This window comes from Streptomyces sp. NPDC059695, assembly GCF_042733785.1.
GTDB lineage: Bacteria > Actinomycetota > Actinomycetes > Streptomycetales > Streptomycetaceae > Streptomyces.
Window position 1 is genome coordinate 20,866 of record NZ_JBHWFF010000049.1, and the last position, 17,323, is coordinate 38,188.

Below are 17,323 nucleotides of genomic sequence, written 5' to 3' on the forward strand. Positions count from 1 at the left end.
GTCTTCAGCGCGGGGGCCGCCCGGGCGGGGCGGGCCGCGCGCGCGCCGGGCTGCCCCCCCCGCCGCCGGGGGCGCGCCCGGGGGGCTCAGCGGCTCTGCCGCTTGAGCCGCCCCCGCTCCTTCTCGGAGAGCCCGCCCCACACCCCGAACCGCTCGTCATGCGCCAGCGCGTACTCCAGGCACGCCACGCGCCCCTCGCACGCCCCGCACAGCTGCTTCGCCTCGCGCGTCGACGAACCGGGCGCCGGGAAGAAGAACTCCGGCCCGGCCTGGGCGCACAGGGCGTTCTCGCGCCAGGTCATGTCGGGCTCCGGGGCGGTCAGTACGCTCGTGTAGGTCTGCATGCCGTACACACTGCCGCGGGGTCGTAAACGGGCCATCAACGTTCGATCAATGCGGCGCGCCGACGGGTTTCAGCGCGTGACGCCCAGCGCCGGGAGGACCGTCTCGGCCACGCGGTAGGCCTCCTCAAGGAGGGGGTTTCCGGACAGGATGAACGTGTCCACGCCCAGCTCCTGGTACTCCTTGAGGCGCTCCACGACCTGAGCCGCGGATCCCACGACGGCCGTGCCGGGGCCGGGGCGGAACAGGCTCATGCCGGGCCAGAGGTTCGGGTGGGTCTCCAGTTCGCGTGCCCGGGCCGGCACCCTTCCGCCGTGCTGGCGGAACTGGCGCTGCCAGCCGACGCCGTCCTCCCCCGCGCGGTCGCCGAGCTGCCGGGCGTAGGTCGCCTCGCTGGTGACGTCCAGGAGCCGGTCCGCCGCGGCCCAGGCCTCGTCCTCGGTGTCCCGCACGATCAGGTGGAGCCGGAGCCCGATGCGGAGGGTGCGGCCGTGGGCGGCGGCCCGGGCCCGGACGTGGTCGAGCTTCTCCTTCAGCAGGTGCGGGGGTTCGCCCCAGGTCAGGTAGACGTCGACGTGCTCGGCGGCCATCTCGATGCCGGGCGCCGAGGAACCGCCGAACCAGAGCGGGACGTGCGGTGCCTGGACCGGGCGCAGGTCGCGGAAGGAGGCACCGGCGTTCTTGAGGTCGTAGAACCGCCCCTGGTGGTCGAAGACCTCACCGGCCGTGAGGCGCTTCACGATCGACCAGTACTCGGCGCTCAGCGCGTACCGCTCGTCGTGCTCCACGTGCAGGCCGTACTCCCGAAGGGAGTTCGTCGACCCGTTGACGACGTTGAAGCGGAGCCGGCCGCCGAAGAGGTTGTCGAAGCTCAGCGCCATCTTCGCGAGGAGGGTGGGTGAGATCAGGCCGGGGTGGACGGCGAGCAGCGGCTTGAAGCGGGTGCTGGTGGAGGCCGCGAGCGCGGAGCCGAGCGGCCACACGTCGTAGAGGTCGGTGGCGAGCAGCGCGCCGGTGTAGCCGAGCCGTTCGACGGTCCCGGCGAGCTGGGTCAGATAGCCGAGGTCGACCGGGCGGCGGCCTTCGGGCTCCCACGGGTAGGCGCCTTCGCGCGGGATCACGTACCAGAGGACTTCGGGGGCCGGGTGCGTCATCGGTTCAGGCCTTCCGGGGCAGCGCGTCGGCGACGGTGACCGCGCGGTCGACGAAACCGGTGCGGTGGAAGATGTCCGCCGCGCGCTGCTGCTCGGCGATGAACTCCTCCGTGACCTCCTCGATGGTCCAGGGCAGGGCCTTCAGGGCGGTCTCCCAGTCCTCGACGGTGCCGCCCTGGTCGGCGGCGGCGATCTCGGCGGCCTCGCGCGGGTGCGCGGCGGCCCAGTCGTCGGCGCGCCGCAGCGCGCGGGTGAGCGCCTCGACGAGTTCGGGCCGCTGCTCGGCCAGGTCACGGCGGGTGAAGAACACGGAGCGGTCGCTGATGACGTCGCCGGTGCGGACCAGGGTGCGCAGCCCGCCGGTGCGGCGGGCCGAGGCGAGTTCCGCGCCCTGCGCGACCCAGGCGGTGATCTCGCCGGCGCGGAGCCGCGCCTCGCTGCCGGAGTCTCCGCGTACGGGGGTGATGTCGGTGGCGTACGAGAGCCCGGCGTCGTCCAGGGCCTTGGCGACGAGGTGCGTCTGCCAGGAGCCGACGGCGAGGTGGACGGTGCCGCCCTTCAGGTCGGCGACGGTGCGGACGGGGCTGTCCTCGGGGACGAGGAGGGCGCCGTGGTCGGGGCGGGGCGCGGAGACTGCCGTGTAGACGATGTCGTGTCCCGCGGCCTGCGCCGTGACGGGCGGGGTGGAACCGGTGCCGCCGAAGTCGATCGTCCCGTCGGCGAGATGGGCGCCGGTGCGGACCCCGTCGGTGTACGGGTGCCAGGTCACGGTCTCGCCGAGGGCGGCGAGCTCCTCCTCCGCGTAGCCGAGGCGGGAGAGGTGGTAGAGGGAGGGGTTGCTGCGGTGGACACCGATGACGACGGTCATGCCGGGGCTCCTTCGAGAGAGGGGGTACGGGATACCTCGGGCGCGTGGACGCCGAGGTCGGCGAGCAGGCGGCGGCGCAGGGCCACGAAGGCCGGGTCGCCGGGGTCGCGGGGGCGGGGGACGGTCACGGGCTCGTCGGTGACGAGCCGGCCGTCGCGCAGCACGGCGACCCGGTCGGCGAGGCGCACGGCCTCGTCGACGTCGTGGGTGACGAGCAGGACGGCCGGCCGGTGGATCCGGCGCAGTTCGCCGACCAGGTCCTGCATGCGGAGCCGGGTCAGCGCGTCGAGCGCGGCGAACGGCTCGTCGAGGAGCAGGAGTTCGGGCTCGCGCACGAGGGCTCTGGCGAGGGCGACGCGCTGGGCCTCGCCGCCGGAGAGGGTGGCCGGCCAGACGTCGGCGTGCCGCTCCAGGCCGACCTCGGCGAGCGCCCGCAGACCGGTCGCCCGGGTCTGGGCGCCGCGCGGCAGCCCGACGGTGACGTTGGCGAGGACCTTCTTGGAGGGGATGAGCCGGGGCTCCTGGAAGACGATGGTGCGGACGGCGGGGACGAGGGCCTCTCCCCCGTCGGCTCCGTCGAGGGCGCCGAGGATCCGCAGCAGGGTCGTCTTGCCGCTGCCGCTGGCCCCGAGGAGGGCGACGAACTCGCCGCGCCCGATGGTGAGGTCGAGTCCGTCGAGGACGGCGCGGTCTCCGAAGACCCGGCGCAGTCCCCGTACCCGTACGGCGGTCATGTCGTCCCTCCCGGTCCGGCGGTGCGCCAGGGCATGAGGATCCGCTCCAGGCCTCGGACGAGGACGTCGGCGGTGAGGCCGAGCAGCCCGTAGACGAGGATGCAGACGGCGAGGATGTCGGTGCGGGCGTAGCTCTGGGCCTGGGACATCAGATAGCCGATGCCCGCGGTGGCGTTGATCTCCTCGGCGGCGATCAGCGCGATGACGCTCAGCGTCATGGAGAGCCGCAGGCCGGCGAGGAGCGAGGGCAGGGCGCCGGGCAGGACGACCTGGCGGACGATCGCGAGCCGGCCCAGACCGAAGCTCCGCATGGCCTCGACGAGCTTGCGGTCCGTGGTGCGGACGCCGCCGGTGGTGGAGACGTACATCGGGAAGGTGGTGGCGACCGCGATGAGCAGGATCTTCGCGGTCTCGTTGATGCCGAACCAGACCATGAAGAGGGGGACGAGGGAGAGGAAGGGGATGGTGCGGAGGGTCTGGAGGGAGGAGTCGAGGAGTTCGTCGCCGAGCCGGGTGAAGCCGGTGGTGATCCCCAGGACGAGTCCGGCGGCGAGGCCGATGACGAGGCCGAGCCCGGAGCGGGTGAGGGAGGTGGCGAGGGCGTCGGGCAGCTGCCCGTTGCCCCACAGTTCCCCCACCGCGTCGAGGACCTGCGCGGGTGAGGCGAGGACGTCGGGGGTGAGCAGGCCGGTGGCGGAGGAGGCCCACCACAGGGCGAGGAGGGCGACCGGGCCGAGGGCGCGGACGGTGACGGCGTGGGTGCGGGAGCGGGCCCGGCGGAGCGGCGGACGGGGCGCGACGAGCCCTTCCGTGCTCTCGTGCTCCTGCGTGGGGGCCGTCATGACAGCTTCTCGACGTCGAGGAGGTGGGCGGCGATGTCGACCCTGTCCGGGGTGACCTTCTGGTCGGCGTAGAAGCGGGCGACGGTCTCGAAGCGCGCGATGTCCTCGGGGCCGATGGGGTCGACGGTGCCGCCCTTGCCGGTGAAGGCGATCTGGACGTCCCTGGCCTTGCCGGTGACGGCGGTGGGACCGGCGTCGGTGAAGACGTTGAGGTAGGCGGCCGGGTCCTTCTTCTCCTTGGCGCTGTTCTCGTGGAGGTAGGCGTAGAGCGCCTTGACGATCTCGGGGTGCTCCTTCGCGAAGCCCGAACGGACGGCGTTGAGGCTGTAGTTGTCGGATCGGATGGCGGCTCCGTCGGCGACGAAGCGGGCCTTGCCGGTGCCGATCTCGGCGACGGCGTACGTGGACCAGACCGCCCAGGCGTCGACCTGTCCCGCGTTGAAGACGGCGGCGGTCTGGTCGGGGCGGAGGTAGACGCGCTCGACCTTGTCGGCGGGGATCCCGGCCTGGGCGAGGGCCTTGAGGAGCAGGTACTCGCCGGTGCCGCCCTTGTTCACGGCGACCTTGCGGCCGACGAGGTCCCGGACGGAGGCGATGTCCGAGCCCTCGCGGACGAGGATGCCCTCGCCGACCGGGTCGGGGTCGGTGGCGGTGAAGAAGGCGAAGCCGGGGCTCTGCGAGAGGGAGGTGATGCCGGAGGTGATGGAGCCGGTCGCGATGTCGAGCTGGTCGGCGTTCATCGCCTGGGCCGCCGGCGCGAAGGGGCCGGCGCTGCCGGTCCAGGCCACCTTGGCGCCGACCGCGGCGAGGGCCTTGTCGAGGCTGCCGTCCTTCTTGCCGCGGGCGAGGACGCCGGCGTTGCCGGGGTCGGGGATGCGAACGGTGACCGTGCCCTTCCCGTTCGTCGTCCCCTTCGGGTCGCCGTCGGTGTCCGCACCGCCGCAGGCGGTGACGGTGGAGAGGGCGGCGAGGGCCGCCAGAGCGGCGAGCGGGGTGAGTGGGCGCATGGCGGTCTTCCTCCGGGGGCGGGAGAGGGCGGGGCGGGGCGGGGTGGGGCGGGGGTTCTGCGGTGACGGGCGGGGTTGGCTCGGCGGTTACGGGACGGGTGGCTCTGCGGTTACGGGACGGGGTGGGCGGACGGTTCCGGCGCGGTGGCGGACGCGATCAGGCGGGCGCGGCGCAGGGGCTCCGGGTCGGCCCAGGCCCGCACGTCCACGGCCTCGGGCAGGAAGCCGTGCGCGCGCAGGGCCTCCTCCTGCCGGGCGAGCAGGTCGAGCCGGGTGCCGGACAGGTCCGGGTGGAGGGTGCGGTGGGTGCCGGGCCGGTAGGCGCCCGCGACTCCCTCGGCGCCCGCTCCGGTCTCGGCACCGAGGATCCGGGCGACCTCGGCGGGCTCGTCGGCGGCCCAGTCGGCGGCCCGGAGCAGCACGGCGAGGAAGCGCGCCACGAGTTCGGGGTGCGCGTCCAGGAGGTCCTGGTGGACGGTGAGGGGGCGCGGGGTCCCGTTGTTGACGCGGTGGACGGGGTCCGGGAGGTCGTCGAGCTCGACGGCCACCTCGGCGCCGGCGCGGCGGGCCGCCTCGACGGCGAGGGCGCCCTTCACGTAGACGGCGTCGACCTCGCCGCGCCGCAGGGCGTCGAGCCCGGCGGCCCACTGGCCCCGGTGGCCGTCGGCCGGTACGTCGACGAGGACCGCGTCGTCGAGTCCGTACCCCGCCGAGGCGAGGGCGCCCTCGAAGCCGCGCAGGGCCATCGCCCGCCAGAAGTCGATGGGCACGGAGTGGCGCGGCACGGCGAGCCGCAGTCCGCGCAGGGCGGCGGCGCCGCGCACCGGGGAGCCGGGGGCGACGAGCACCACCTGGCGCTCCTCGATCCAGGTGAGTCCGACGAGCCGGGTGCGCTCGCCGCGTGAACGGGCCCACAGCGCGGGCACGTTGCCGCCCTCGCGGAAGAGTCCGGGCAGGGCGTGGGTGTAGTGGGTGGCGGGGTCGGCGCCGGGTTCGGCGTCCTGGAGCGAGCGGACGGCGATGCCGTCCGGGGCGAACTCCCCCGCGAGCCAGCCGCGGTCGGCGGCGACACCGGTGGCGGTGGGGACGGGGCAGCGGGTGAACCAGAGCGTGTCGGGAACGCGGGCGTACGTCATGGGGGCATCCCGGGGTGTGAAGGGTCGGGAAGGTGTCGTGGGACGGGGAGACCGGGCCGGTGGGCCGGGGCGTCGCCCCGCGGGGCCGGCGGAGGACCGGCGTGCGGCGGGCTCGGCACGGGCGGCACGGAGGTGCTGGAAGCACCGAAGCCGCCCGAGCCGTCGAAGGCGCTCAAGGTGCCCGCAGGTACCGGAGAGGTCGGCAGGTTCCGAGGAGGCCGACCGTGTGGCCGGATGTCACCGCCGGGCGCGTCGGCGCGAGCCGGGCGTGCAGCGGAGCCGGTGGGGCGGGTGAGGGCCGGGTGTCAGCGACAGCCGGTGCCGGCGACGCGCACCAGGTCGATGTGGCGGCGCCGGGTGAGGGCGAGCGGGGCGCGGAGGGCGCCCGGCACGTGTCGTGCGTTCATCGCGGGCCTGCTCCTTCCGGCTCGGTGCCGCTGTGGTGTGCTGGCCGGAACCCTGCCACGGTTGCTCCGCCGCCCACAACTCGGCTCCCACGATGTGGGATTGCGTATGAACGGAGTGTTTCCGACCTCGCACCGGGCCCGATTCGGCTCCCGCCATGTGGGAGCGTGGGAGCCCGATCACCCACGGGGAGCGAACCCTATGACGACCGAGGCCGGCATCGCCCGACCGCCGGCGGGCGCCCAGGCGGTCCGCCGCGCACTGGACGTGCTGCACTGTTTCCACGACAACGGGCCCGACCTGAGCGCCTCCGACCTCGCGCGCCGGCTCGGCCTCTCCACCTCGACGGCGCACCGGCTGGCCCGCACCCTGCTCGGCGCGGGCTTCCTGGAGCAGGACGCCAGGACCGCGCGGTACCGGCTGGGTCCGGCGATGACCGAGCTGGGCCGCCTCTCGTACCACCAGCGCGGACTGCACCTGGCCGCGCCCGAGCTGTCCGATCTGGCGGAACGGACCGGGGCCACCGTGGACCTGGCGCTGCGCAGCGGCCCGCACGCGGTGATCGTGGCGGGCGGTTCGGTGACCCCGAAGGTGGGGCTGCGTCGGCCGCTGCACTCGACGGCGCTCGGGAAGGTGCTGCTGGCGTGGCCCCGGGCGGGCGAGGGCGGGCCGCGCTCACTGCCGCCGCTGTACGCGTTCACGGAACGGACCATCGTCGAACCACCCGCTCTGGCAGCCGAGTTGACGCGCGTACGGGAGGCGGGGTACGCCCTGAACGACGGCGAGTCGGCCCTCGGGGTGCGGACGGTGGCCGTGCCGGTCCTGGAGCGCACGGGGCACGCGCGGTTCGCGCTCGCGGTCCGCGCGACGCCCGAACTGATCACCGAGGCGCGGCTCGACTGGTACCTGGCGCAGGCGCGGGCCTGTGCGCGGGCCCTGGAGGTGCTGCTGCTCGCGCCGGCGGAGCGGCGGGACCCGGGCGAGCGGGCGGGGTAGTCCGGGCAGGTCCGGGGCTACGCCGACATATCCGCACGGTCGTGCGTTCAGTACGATGGGGCATATGAACGGCAACACCGGAAGCGGCAGCGGGACCAGGACCGACGGACGCGTCGAGCGGGGCAACCAGACCCGGCGTCTCGTCCTCGGCCGAACGATGGACATCGCCTCGGTCGAGGGACTCGAAGGCCTGTCCCTGGGGCGGATCGCGACCGAGCTGAAGCTGAGCAAGAGCGGCGTCTTCGCCCTCTTCGGCTCCAAGGAGGAGCTCCAGCTCGCGACCGTCAGGGCCGCCGTCGCCGTCTTCGCCGAACGGGTCGTCGCCCCGCTGAACGACCTGCCGCCAGGGGTGCGGCGAGTGCGCGAGCTGTGCCGCAGCTGGCTCACGTACTCCTCGGAGCGGGTCTTCGCGGGCGGCTGCTTCTTCTACGCGGTCTCGGCCGAGTTCGACGCCCGCACCGGACCGGTCCACGACGCCGTCGCCGGGACCCACCGCGACTGGACCGCGTACATGGAGAGAACGCTGAGGGAGGCACGCGGCGCCGGGGAGCTCGCCGGGGACGCCGACGTGGAGCAGCTGGCGTTCGAGGTGATCGCCCTCATGGAGGCGGCCAACGCGCAGTCCGTGCTGTTGGACGATTCCGGCGTGTACGCCCGCGCCGAGCGGGGCATCACGGCCCGCCTGCTCGCCTCGGCCACGGAGCGGGGTCGCGAGGCGCTGGCCGGTCCCGCCTGACGGCGGCGGGGACTGGACGGGGCACACTTCTGGCACGATCGTTCGTGTTGTTCTAGAGTGAACGCCGAGGGCCGGCGACGCCCACCCGGAAGCTTCCCGGCCCTCAGCCCTTCTCGCGCCTCTTGGGCTCCTTGGACTCCTTGGGCTCCTTCGACTCCTTGGGTTCCTTGGGCTCCTTCTTCGCCCGGCTCGGCTGCACCCGCTTCGGCTCGCCCGGCATCTTCGGGTACTCGGGCGGGTACGGAAGGTCGCCCAGACCGTGCTCCGCCTCGTCCCGCCGGGCCAGTTCGAGCAGCGACTCCAGGCTGAACCGCTCGTCGTCCATGTCCGCGTGGACGTCACCGGCCTGCGCGTACCGGGCCGGCATCGTCCTGATGTCGAAGTCCCGCGGCACGGCGTCGTCGATCTCCTCCCAGCGCAGCGGCGCCGAGACGGGGGCGTGCGGACGGGGGCGTACGGAGTAGGCGGAGGCGATCGTGCGGTCCCGGGCCGTCTGGTTGTAGTCGACGAAGATCCGCTCGCCGCGCTCCTCCTTCCACCACTTGATCGTGACCCGGTCCGGCATCCGCCGCTCCAGCTCCCGGCCGCAGGCGATGGCCGCCCGTCTGACCTGGGTGAACGTCCACTCGGGGGCGATCGGCACGAACACGTGGAGGCCCCGGCCGCCCGAGGTCTTCGGCCAGCCGCGCAGCCCGTGCTCGTCGAGGACCGCGCGCAGCTCGTGGGCGGCGCGCACGGCGTCGGAGTAGTCCGTGCCGGGCTGCGGGTCGAGGTCGATGCGGAGCTCGTCGGGGTGGTCGGTGTCCTCCCGGCGCACCGGCCAGGGGTGGAAGGTGACGGCGCCGAGGTTGGCCGCCCAGAGCACGGCCGCCGGTTCGGTGGGGCACATCTCGTCGGCCGACCGGCCGCTGGGGAAGGTGATGTGCGCCGTCGGGATCCAGTCGGGGAGGTACTTCGGGGCGCGCTTCTGGAAGAAGGACTCGCCGGTCACCCCGTCGGGGTAGCGCTCCAGGGTGGTGGGGCGGTTCCGCAGGGCACGGGTCACCCCGTCGCCCACGGCCAGGTAGTACTGGACCAGGTCCATCTTGGTGTAGCCCGGTTCGGGGAAGTAGACCTTGTCGGGGTTGGAGACCCGTACGGTCCGGTCGCCGACTTCCAGTTCCACCGCTGCCGCCTTGCCTGCCATGCCGGTCAGCCTAGGGCTCGCCGACAACTCCCGCATACCGGACAATCACCCCATGGATCTTCCGGTGATGCCGCCCGTGAAACCGATGCTCGCCAAGGCCGTGAAACGGATCCCGCCCGGCATGCAGTACGAGGCGAAGTGGGACGGATTCCGCGCGATCGTGCACCGGGACGGGCCGGAGCTCGTCATCGGCAGCCGCACGGGCAAGCCCCTCACCCGCTACTTCCCCGAGCTGGTCGAGGCACTCGCCGCCCGGCTGCCGGAGCGCTGCGTCGTCGACGGGGAGATCGTGATCGAGCACGACGGACGGCTCGACTTCGACCGGCTGTCCGAGCGCATCCATCCCGCCGACTCCCGGGTCCGGATGCTGGCCGCGACCACCCCGGCCCGGTTCATCGCCTTCGACCTGCTCGCCCTCGGGGACGACTCGCTCCTCGACACCCCGCTGAGCGAGCGCCGGAAGGCCCTGGAGCGGATGCTCGACGGGGTCGACGCCCCGGTCCACCTGGCGCCGGCGACCCGGGACCCCGAGCTCGCCGCCCGCTGGTTCGAGCAGTACGAGGGCGCCGGACTCGACGGGGTGATCGCGAAGCCGCTCGACCTGGTCTACCGTCCGGACGCCCGCCTCATGTACAAGATCAAGCACGAGCGGACGGCGGACGTCGTCGTGGCCGGATACCGCTTCCACAAGAACGGTCCCGTGGTCGGCTCGCTGCTGCTCGGCCTGTACGACTCCGGGGGCGCCCTCCAGCACGTCGGCGTGTGCGCGGCCTTCACCGCCGTCCGCCGCGCCGAGCTCGTCGAGGAGCTGGAGCCGCTCCGGATGGACCCCCCGGACGGGCATCCCTGGGCGGCCTGGGCGGACGAGGCGGCGCACGAGGGGGCCAGGCTGCCGGGGGCCCCGAGCCGCTGGTCGGGCAAGAAGGACCTGTCATGGGTGGCGCTGCGGCCGGAGCGGGTCTGCGAGGTCGGCTACGACCACATGGAGGGCGACCGCTTCCGCCACACCGCGCAGTTCAAGCGGTGGCGCCCCGACCGGACGCCGGAGTCCTGCGGCTACGGGCAGCTGGACGAGCCCGTCTCGTACGACCTGGCCGAGATCCTCACGTAGGAGGCACGGGATCCGGCCACGGGGAAGGAGCCGGACCGCAACGTGATATGCCACACACTCGGCCGGCGCGAACCGCCCGCGCCCGCCCCGGACTTCCGGGCGATACGCAAGAACGGTGCGCAACGCGTCCGCCGCCCCCCGGCCCCGTACCTGCGGGAACGCCCCTGCCGTCGGCCCTCGGCGCGGGCCGGTCCGGCCCGCCCGGTCCTCCCCCGGCGTGATCCACCGTTGCCCGGACGCGACACGGCCGTACCTGAACCCGTACCGCGATCCGGTACGTATGGAGAGGAGACCCTTCCGTACCCTCCCCGGACCGACTAGGACTGACCCGTGATCACCTCGCCCTCGCGCCTCGTTCCCGTACCGATCCCCGACAGCGTGGCCGCGATGATCGGCGCCTGCCTGCCGCTGCACGTCCTCCAGGCCGAGGTCGACGCGGACTGCGCGGCGCGCGAGGTGTACCGCTTCCGGGGGCCGCTCTGCGCGGAGGACCGGGCCGACCGCGAGCACGCCCTCGCCGCCCTCGCGCGGGCCAACAAGATCCTCGCCAAGCACCACCCCCAACTGGCCGTCACCCCCTGACGGAAGAGCCCCTCCCCCGCCATTCCGGGGACACCCGTTCGGCCGACCCCCTCATGCGTGGGGCCGGTGCCGGTGTGACGCTGCGAGAGTGACCACGACCAGCGACGCAGCGCCCGCGCCCCCGGCCGCCACCGAGCCACCCGTGCTCGACAGCCGCCGCCGCAACATCGTCTTCGGCACGATCATGCTCGGCGTCCTCCTCGCCGCCCTCGACCAGACGATCGTCGGCACCGCCCTGCCCACGATCGTCTCGGACCTCGGCGGCGCCGCCCACATGTCGTGGGTGGTCACCTCGTACCTGCTCGCCGAGACGGTCGCGACCGTCCTCGTCGGCAAGTTCGGCGATCTCTTCGGCCGCAAGGTGATCTTCCAGATCTCCGCGGTCGTCTTCATCACCGGCTCGTTCCTCTGCGGCCTCGCCACGAACATGACGCTGCTGATCGTCTGGCGCGGTCTCCAGGGCATCGGCGCCGGCGGTCTGATGGTCACCTCGATGGCGCTCATCGCCGATGTGATCCCGCTGCGCGAACGCGGCAAGTACCAGGGTGCGATCGGGGCCGTGTTCGGCGTCTCGACCGTCATCGGCCCCCTGCTCGGCGGCCTGTTCACCGACCACCTCACCTGGCGCTGGGCCTTCTACGTCAACGTCCCGATCGCGATCCTGGTCGTCATCGCCGCCGCGCGCACGATCCCCTCCGTGCGCTCCGCGAGCCGGCCGGTCATCGACTACGCGGGCATCGCGCTGGTCGCCGTCGGCTCCAGCGCCCTGATCCTGGCGACCAGCTGGGGCGGCAACGAGTACGCCTGGGGATCCGGCGTCATCATCGGGCTCTTCGCGGGCGGGCTCGCCGCCCTCGCGCTGTTCTGCTGGGTGGAGACCCGCGCGGCCGAACCCATGCTGCCCATGCGGCTCTTCGGGAACCCCGTCTTCACCGTCTGCTCCGTGCTCAGCTTCGTCGTCGGCTTCGCCATGCTCGGCGCGATGACCTTCCTGCCGACCTATCTGCAGTACGTGGACGGCGAGTCGGCCACCATGTCCGGCATCCGGACCCTGCCCATGGTCGTCGGCCTCCTCATCGCCTCCATCTTCAGCGGCAACGTCGTCAGCAAGACCGGCCACTACCGGACCTTCCCGATCGTGGGCTGTCTGGTGATGGGCGTCGGCCTCTTCCTGCTCTCCCTCATGGGGCCGGACACCGGCACCTGGCTGGAATCGCTGTACATGTTCGTCCTCGGCACCGGCATCGGCCTGTGCATGCAGGTCCTGACCATCGCCGTGCAGAACACCGTCGACTACGCCGACCTCGGCACCGCCACCTCCGGCGTCACCTTCTTCCGCACCCTCGGCAGCTCGTTCGGCACCGCCGTCTTCGGCACGATCTACGCCAACTCCCTGAAGCCCAACCTCACGGCGGGGGTCGGCGAGGCCGCCGCCGTCGCCGGGAGCCTCGGCATCGACCCCGCCGGGATCGCGCAGGCCGCGCAGAGCCCGGCCGGACTGCACGGACTGCCGGACCGGGTGGCGGAGCCGATCGTCCAGGCCTACGCCGACACCCTCCACACCGTCTTCCTGTGGACCGTGCCCGTCGCCGCCGTCGGCTTCGTGGTCGCCCTCTTCCTCAAGCAGGTGACGCTCCGCGACTCGGCCCGCGCCGCCGCCCCCGACATGGGCGAGGGCTTCAGCTCCCCCGCCGCGACCGGCGACTCGGAGAAGCTCCTCGAACTGTCCGTCGGCCGCATCCTGCGCCGCACCGACTACGAGACGGCCCGGTCGATCGTCGCCGCCTCCGACACCCGGCTCGACACCGCGGGGGCCTGGGCGGTGATGCAGGTCGAGCTCTTCACCCGGACGGTCGGGCACGCGAGCCTGGGGCTGATCTCGGCCGGACGGCGAGTGCCGCCCGAGGTGCTGCTGCCGGTCTTCGACCGCATGGTCGACGAGGGGTTCCTGACCCGCGACGGCAACCTGCTCTCCCACACGGCGGCGGGCAGGCGGGAGGCGGACGTGATCACCCACGCCTGGGGCGACTGGCTCTCCGACGTCGTGGCGCGGGAGCGCGGCCGGCCCAGCGGTCCGGAGCTGCGGGTGGCGACGGACGCCATCGCCAAGCGGATCGTCGCCGAGGACCTCGCGAGCGGTCTCCCCCGGGGCCGGGTGACGACGGGCGCGGGGGCGCGCTGAGCGGTGCGCCGGCGGCTCCGTGAGGCCGCCGGGGCGGGCTAGTCGGTGATGTCGCCGTCCACGTACACCCACGCGCCCTCGTGCCGTGCGAACCGGCTCCGCTCGTGCAGGGAGCCCGCCTCGCCGCCGTGGACGTAGCGCGCCGTGAAGGTCACCGTGCCGTGCTGGTGGAAGGCGGTGCCCTCGCCGGTCTCCTCGATCTCCAGGCCCGCCCAGCGCATCCCGGGATCGAAGTCGACCTCGGCCGGCCGGGTCTCCGGCGCCCAGGTGCGCAGCAGGTAGGCCTCGTCGCGGACGACGAAGGCGCTGTAGCGGGAGCGCATGAGGAGTTCGGCGGTGGGCGCCGTACCGCCGGTGCCCGCGTGGAAGCGGCCGCAGCACGCGCCGTACGCGGCGCCGAGACCGCAGGGGCAGGGGGAGGTCGCGGTCACGGCGGGCACGGGGGCGCCCTGGGCCGTACGGGAGGCCGGGGAGGTGCGGGGGCGGGTCTTGCGTCGGGACATGGCGTCATTGTCCCCCACGCCGCGCGAGGGGCGGGCGCCCGCCATGTGGACGCCCGCGTGGACGGCGGCCCGGAATCCCGCTGCTCGGAGGACTCGCCCGAGTAGCGTACGAGCATGAAACTGACGATTCTCGGAGGCGGCGGATTCCGGGTGCCGCTGGTGTACGGCGCCCTCCTCGGCGACCACGCGAAGGGGCGGGTCACCCGTGTCACCCTCTTCGACCTCGACGAGGGACGGCTCTCGGCCATCGCACGGGTCCTCGCGGACCAGGCGGAGGGCGCGCCGGACGCGCCGGTGGTGACGGCCACGACGGATCTCGACGAGGCGCTGCGCGGTGCGGACTTCGTGTTCTCGGCGATCCGGGTCGGCGGTCTGGAGGGCCGGGCCGCCGACGAGCGGATCGCGCTCGACGAGGGCGTGCTCGGCCAGGAGACGGTCGGTGCCGGCGGCATCGCGTACGGTCTGCGGACCGTGCCCGTCGCGGTACGGATCGCCCGGAGGGTCGCCGAACTCGCCCCCGACGCCTGGGTCATCAACTTCACGAACCCGGCCGGTCTGGTCACGGAGGCGATGTCCCGGGTGCTCGGCGACCGGGTCGTCGGCATCTGCGACTCCCCCGTGGGACTGGGCCGCCGGGTCGCCCGCGTCCTGGGCGCGGACCCGGACGAGGCCTGGATCGACTACGTGGGCCTCAACCACCTGGGCTGGCTGCGCGGGCTGCGGGTCGGCGGCCGCGACGAGCTGCCCCGGCTCCTCGCCGACGAGGAGGCGCTCGGCTCCTTCGAGGAGGGCCGGCTCTTCGGCCCGGAGTGGCTGCGCTCGCTCGGCGCGATCCCCAACGAGTACCTGCACTACTACTACTTCAACCGGGAGGCGGTGCGCGCCTACCGGACGGCCGAGCGGACGCGCGGGGCGTACCTGCGCGACCAGCAGGGCGCGTTCTACCGGGAGATGGCCAAGCCGGACACCCCGGCGCTCGACGCCTGGCACCGGACGCTCGCCGACCGGGAGGCCACCTACATGGCCGCCAACCGGGAGGCCGCCGGGACCGGGGACCGCGACGAGGAGGATCTGGAGTCGGGCGGCTACGAGAAGGTGGCGCTCGCGCTCATGCGGGCGATCGCGCGGGACGAGCGGACCACCCTGATCCTCAACGTGCGCAACCGCTCGACGCTCTCCGTGCTCGACGCGGACGCGGTGATCGAGGTCCCGTGCCTCGTGGACGCGAACGGCGCCCACCCGGTGTCGGTGGCGCCGCTGCCGTACCACGCCGTCGGCCTGGTGACCGCCGTGAAGGCGGTGGAGCGCGAGGTCCTCGCGGCGGTGGAGAGCGGCTCGCGGGAGACGGCCGTCAAGGCCTTCGCGCTGCACCCGCTGGTGGACTCGGTGGCGGTGGCCCGCCGTCTCGTGGCGGGCTACACGGCGGAGCACCCGGGGCTGGCCTGGCTGCGAAGCTGACATGGCCGAGGGACGAACGGACGGCTGACGAACACCTTTACGAGCCCGGGGGTGCGGCCTAGGCTCGCGCCCCATGACCTCACAGAACAAGGGCGTTCGACGTGCGGTGGCCCGCCTCGCCGCGGTCTGTCTGCTGGCCGCCGGCCTGGTGGGAACCACGCCGGCGGCCGCCGGGACACCCACGCCCGGCGAGGGGCCGGCCGTCGTGCCCGTGCAGACCACCGGGCCCGCCGACCGCCGGTTCAACCTGGTCTTCCTGGGCGACGGATACACGGCCGCGGAGATGCCGGCGTTCCGCGCCGACCTGGAACGGCACCTGAACACCCTGTGGAGCGTCGAGCCCTTCGCCTCCTACCGCTCGTACGTCAACGTGTGGGCGGTGGAGGCCCCTTCGGCGGAGTCCGGCGTCGACTGCGACCCGGGCCTCGCCGCCCCCGCCCGTGACACCGCGCTCGACATGGGCTTCTGGGGCGGCTGCGACCCGGACAGCGTGCAGCGACTGCTCACCGTCGACAGCCGGAAGGCCGCCGCGCTCGCCGACCTCGTCCCCGGCACGAGCCGCGCCAACCGCCAGATCGTCGCCCTCGCCCACAGCTCCACCTACGGCGGCGCGGGCGGGAGTTACGCCACCGCCTCCGGCGGCAACGCGCTCTCCTCGCTCATCACCCCGCACGAGATCGGGCATTCGCTCGGCGGCCTCCAGGACGAGTACGACTACTACGCGCGCGGCGTCCCGGGCGCCGCCTACGAGGGGCCCGAACCCTCCTCCGCCCACCACACGCTCCTGACGGAGCGCCAGATGCGGGAGGGTCGGGCCAAGTGGTGGCGCTGGCTCGGCGAGGAGAGCGAGTCCGGCGGGGTCATCGGCCGCCACGAGGGCGGCATGTACAGCACGACGGGCGTGTGGCGTCCGAGCCGGCACTCCCTCATGAAGACCCTCGGCTACGCCTTCGACCAGGTGGAGCGCGAGGTGATGGTGCGGGCGATCTCGGCCAGGGTGAACCTGGTCCAGGACCACACCCCGAACACGGCGCCGGTCGGCGCGGACCGCACCGTGTGGGTCGACACCCTCCACCCGACGGGCGGCGCCCTCGCGGTGATCTGGACGCTGGACGGGCGGAGCCTCGACACCCGCGGCGCCCGCACCGTCGACCTGCGGAGGCTGCGGGTCTCCCCCGGCACGCACACCCTGACGGCGACGGTCACCGACCCGACGCCCTTCGTCCGCGATCCGGCCGTCCGCGCCTCGGCGGCGCTCACCCGGACCGTGAGCTGGACGGTGGACCCCTCGCTGACGACCGTCCGCGGCCCCGGGACCCCCGGCTTCACCGGCCACACCCCGACCGGGTCCCCCGTCGGGGCCCGGAGCGTCGTCCACGCGGACACCACGCACACGGCGGACGGCACCCCCGCCGTGCGCTGGCGCCTGGACGGCCGCCCGGTCGCGGCGCACGGCCGCGACGACCGCGACCTGGACCTCCGCTCGCTGCGGATCACCGCGGGGACCCACACCCTCACGGCCCGTCTCGCGGGCACGGACGAGGAGCTGGCCTGGACGGTGGACGCCCGCCCGGCCACGGCCTCGTACGAACTGTCCGAGCCGCTGCGCACGGTACGGCGTCCCGGGCGCCCGGTGGAGTACGTCTACGACGGCGCGTTCACGATGCGGCTGACCGCGCGGGACGACCGGGAAGGGGCCGTGGTCAGCCAGTTCCGGGTCGACGGCGACGGCTGGTACACGTACTACGGCTGGCCGACGGACGCCGGCGCCCCGTTCCGCTTCTCGCCCGGCGGCACCGTGATCGACGACCTCGTGTACGGGAAGCTGGGGCGGAGCCGGGCGGTGCCGTGGGACGACGCGACCCCGGACTACGGCACGCACACCGTCGAGTACCGCACGATCGACGCGGCCGGCAACATCGGGCGGCCCGGGAGCTTCCTGGTGACACTGGTGCAGCCGTGACGAAGCGGGGGGGGGGGGGGGGGGCGGCCGGCCGCGGGCGCCACCCCCACCCCGGCCCGGCGGCCGGGGCGGCGAGACCCCACCCCCCCCCCCCGCCGCGGGGCGAGCCCCGCGCCCC

The 17,323-nt window shown here is 73.8% G+C and carries 17 protein-coding genes; 7 read left to right on the forward strand and 10 right to left on the reverse strand.

All coding sequences use genetic code 11. From position 1 onward, the window contains the following. Positions 1–86: 86 nt before the first annotated feature. From ACFV2S_RS35225 to ACFV2S_RS35260, 8 genes are all read right to left on the reverse strand, one after another. Complete coding sequence (locus ACFV2S_RS35225; RefSeq protein WP_385569275.1) at positions 87–344, reverse strand: WhiB family transcriptional regulator; 258 nt, start codon at positions 342–344, stop codon at positions 87–89. Positions 345–413: 69 nt separating this feature from the next. Then, positions 414–1,496 (reverse strand): LLM class flavin-dependent oxidoreductase, encoded by a 1,083-nt coding sequence (locus tag ACFV2S_RS35230; protein WP_385569279.1) that lies wholly within the window; start codon positions 1,494–1,496, stop codon positions 414–416. 4 nt (positions 1,497–1,500) lie between these two features. Continuing rightward, entirely contained in the window at positions 1,501–2,364 is an 864-nt protein-coding gene (locus ACFV2S_RS35235; protein WP_385569283.1) for an ABC transporter substrate-binding protein, read from the reverse strand. Continuing rightward, positions 2,361–3,098: an ABC transporter ATP-binding protein gene (locus ACFV2S_RS35240; protein WP_385569287.1), complete on the reverse strand. Its 738-nt coding sequence runs from the start codon at positions 3,096–3,098 to the stop codon at positions 2,361–2,363. The genes ACFV2S_RS35235 and ACFV2S_RS35240 overlap by 4 nt, the downstream gene beginning before the upstream one ends. Next, the gene (locus ACFV2S_RS35245; RefSeq protein WP_385569291.1) at positions 3,095–3,940 is read right to left on the reverse strand and encodes an ABC transporter permease; all 846 of its coding nucleotides are present in this window, start codon (positions 3,938–3,940) and stop codon (positions 3,095–3,097) included. Before ACFV2S_RS35245 ends, ACFV2S_RS35240 begins: the two co-directional genes overlap by 4 nt. Further along, the gene (locus ACFV2S_RS35250; protein ID WP_385569295.1) at positions 3,937–4,947 is read right to left on the reverse strand and encodes an ABC transporter substrate-binding protein; all 1,011 of its coding nucleotides are present in this window, start codon (positions 4,945–4,947) and stop codon (positions 3,937–3,939) included. The genes ACFV2S_RS35245 and ACFV2S_RS35250 overlap by 4 nt, the downstream gene beginning before the upstream one ends. Positions 4,948–5,057: 110 nt before the next feature. Beyond that, on the reverse strand, positions 5,058–6,083 hold the full coding sequence (locus ACFV2S_RS35255; protein WP_385569300.1) for an ABC transporter substrate-binding protein: 1,026 nt from the start codon (positions 6,081–6,083) through the stop codon (positions 5,058–5,060). Between the two features lie 305 nt (positions 6,084–6,388). Further along, a complete protein-coding gene (locus ACFV2S_RS35260; protein ID WP_383788040.1) occupies positions 6,389–6,490 on the reverse strand; it encodes a putative leader peptide in 102 nt (33 codons plus the stop codon). A gap of 199 nt (positions 6,491–6,689) precedes the next feature. Here ACFV2S_RS35260 and ACFV2S_RS35265 point away from each other — a divergent pair, with 199 nt between their 5' ends. Together ACFV2S_RS35265 and ACFV2S_RS35270 are read left to right on the forward strand one after the other, a co-directional pair. Then, positions 6,690–7,484 (forward strand): IclR family transcriptional regulator, encoded by a 795-nt coding sequence (locus tag ACFV2S_RS35265; protein WP_383788037.1) that lies wholly within the window; start codon positions 6,690–6,692, stop codon positions 7,482–7,484. Between the two features lie 64 nt (positions 7,485–7,548). After that, on the forward strand, positions 7,549–8,220 hold the full coding sequence (locus ACFV2S_RS35270) for a TetR/AcrR family transcriptional regulator (protein WP_385569308.1): 672 nt from the start codon (positions 7,549–7,551) through the stop codon (positions 8,218–8,220). A 103-nt stretch (positions 8,221–8,323) separates the two neighbouring features. Here the strand turns inward: ACFV2S_RS35270 and ligD are convergent, their stop codons facing one another. After that, the gene (ligD, locus tag ACFV2S_RS35275) at positions 8,324–9,406 is read right to left on the reverse strand and encodes a non-homologous end-joining DNA ligase (protein ID WP_385569312.1); all 1,083 of its coding nucleotides are present in this window, start codon (positions 9,404–9,406) and stop codon (positions 8,324–8,326) included. 52 nt (positions 9,407–9,458) lie between these two features. On the opposite strand from ligD, the gene ACFV2S_RS35280 reads away from it, so the two are divergent. The 3 genes from ACFV2S_RS35280 (at position 9,459) to ACFV2S_RS35290 (ending at position 13,281) form a co-directional block, all read left to right on the forward strand. Continuing rightward, positions 9,459–10,517 carry an ATP-dependent DNA ligase gene (locus ACFV2S_RS35280; protein WP_385569316.1) on the forward strand — a complete coding sequence of 353 codons (1,059 nt, stop codon included), beginning with the start codon at positions 9,459–9,461 and terminating at the stop codon, positions 10,515–10,517. Between the two features lie 387 nt (positions 10,518–10,904). Then, entirely contained in the window at positions 10,905–11,099 is a 195-nt protein-coding gene (locus ACFV2S_RS35285) for a hypothetical protein (RefSeq protein ID WP_383788115.1), read from the forward strand. A gap of 88 nt (positions 11,100–11,187) precedes the next feature. After that, entirely contained in the window at positions 11,188–13,281 is a 2,094-nt protein-coding gene (locus ACFV2S_RS35290) for an MDR family MFS transporter (RefSeq protein WP_385569322.1), read from the forward strand. A gap of 38 nt (positions 13,282–13,319) precedes the next feature. Here the strand turns inward: ACFV2S_RS35290 and ACFV2S_RS35295 are convergent, their stop codons facing one another. Beyond that, positions 13,320–13,784, reverse strand: coding sequence for a YchJ family protein (locus ACFV2S_RS35295; protein WP_385569326.1), 465 nt, complete (start codon positions 13,782–13,784; stop codon positions 13,320–13,322). A gap of 114 nt (positions 13,785–13,898) precedes the next feature. Between ACFV2S_RS35295 and ACFV2S_RS35300 the strand changes: the two genes are divergently transcribed. Then, positions 13,899–15,242, forward strand: coding sequence for a 6-phospho-beta-glucosidase (locus ACFV2S_RS35300; protein ID WP_385569331.1), 1,344 nt, complete (start codon positions 13,899–13,901; stop codon positions 15,240–15,242). A 73-nt stretch (positions 15,243–15,315) separates the two neighbouring features. Next, positions 15,316–17,205, forward strand: a complete 1,890-nt coding sequence (locus tag ACFV2S_RS35305; protein WP_385569336.1) for a M64 family metallopeptidase — start codon at positions 15,316–15,318, stop codon at positions 17,203–17,205. Positions 17,206–17,323 lie beyond the last annotated feature (118 nt).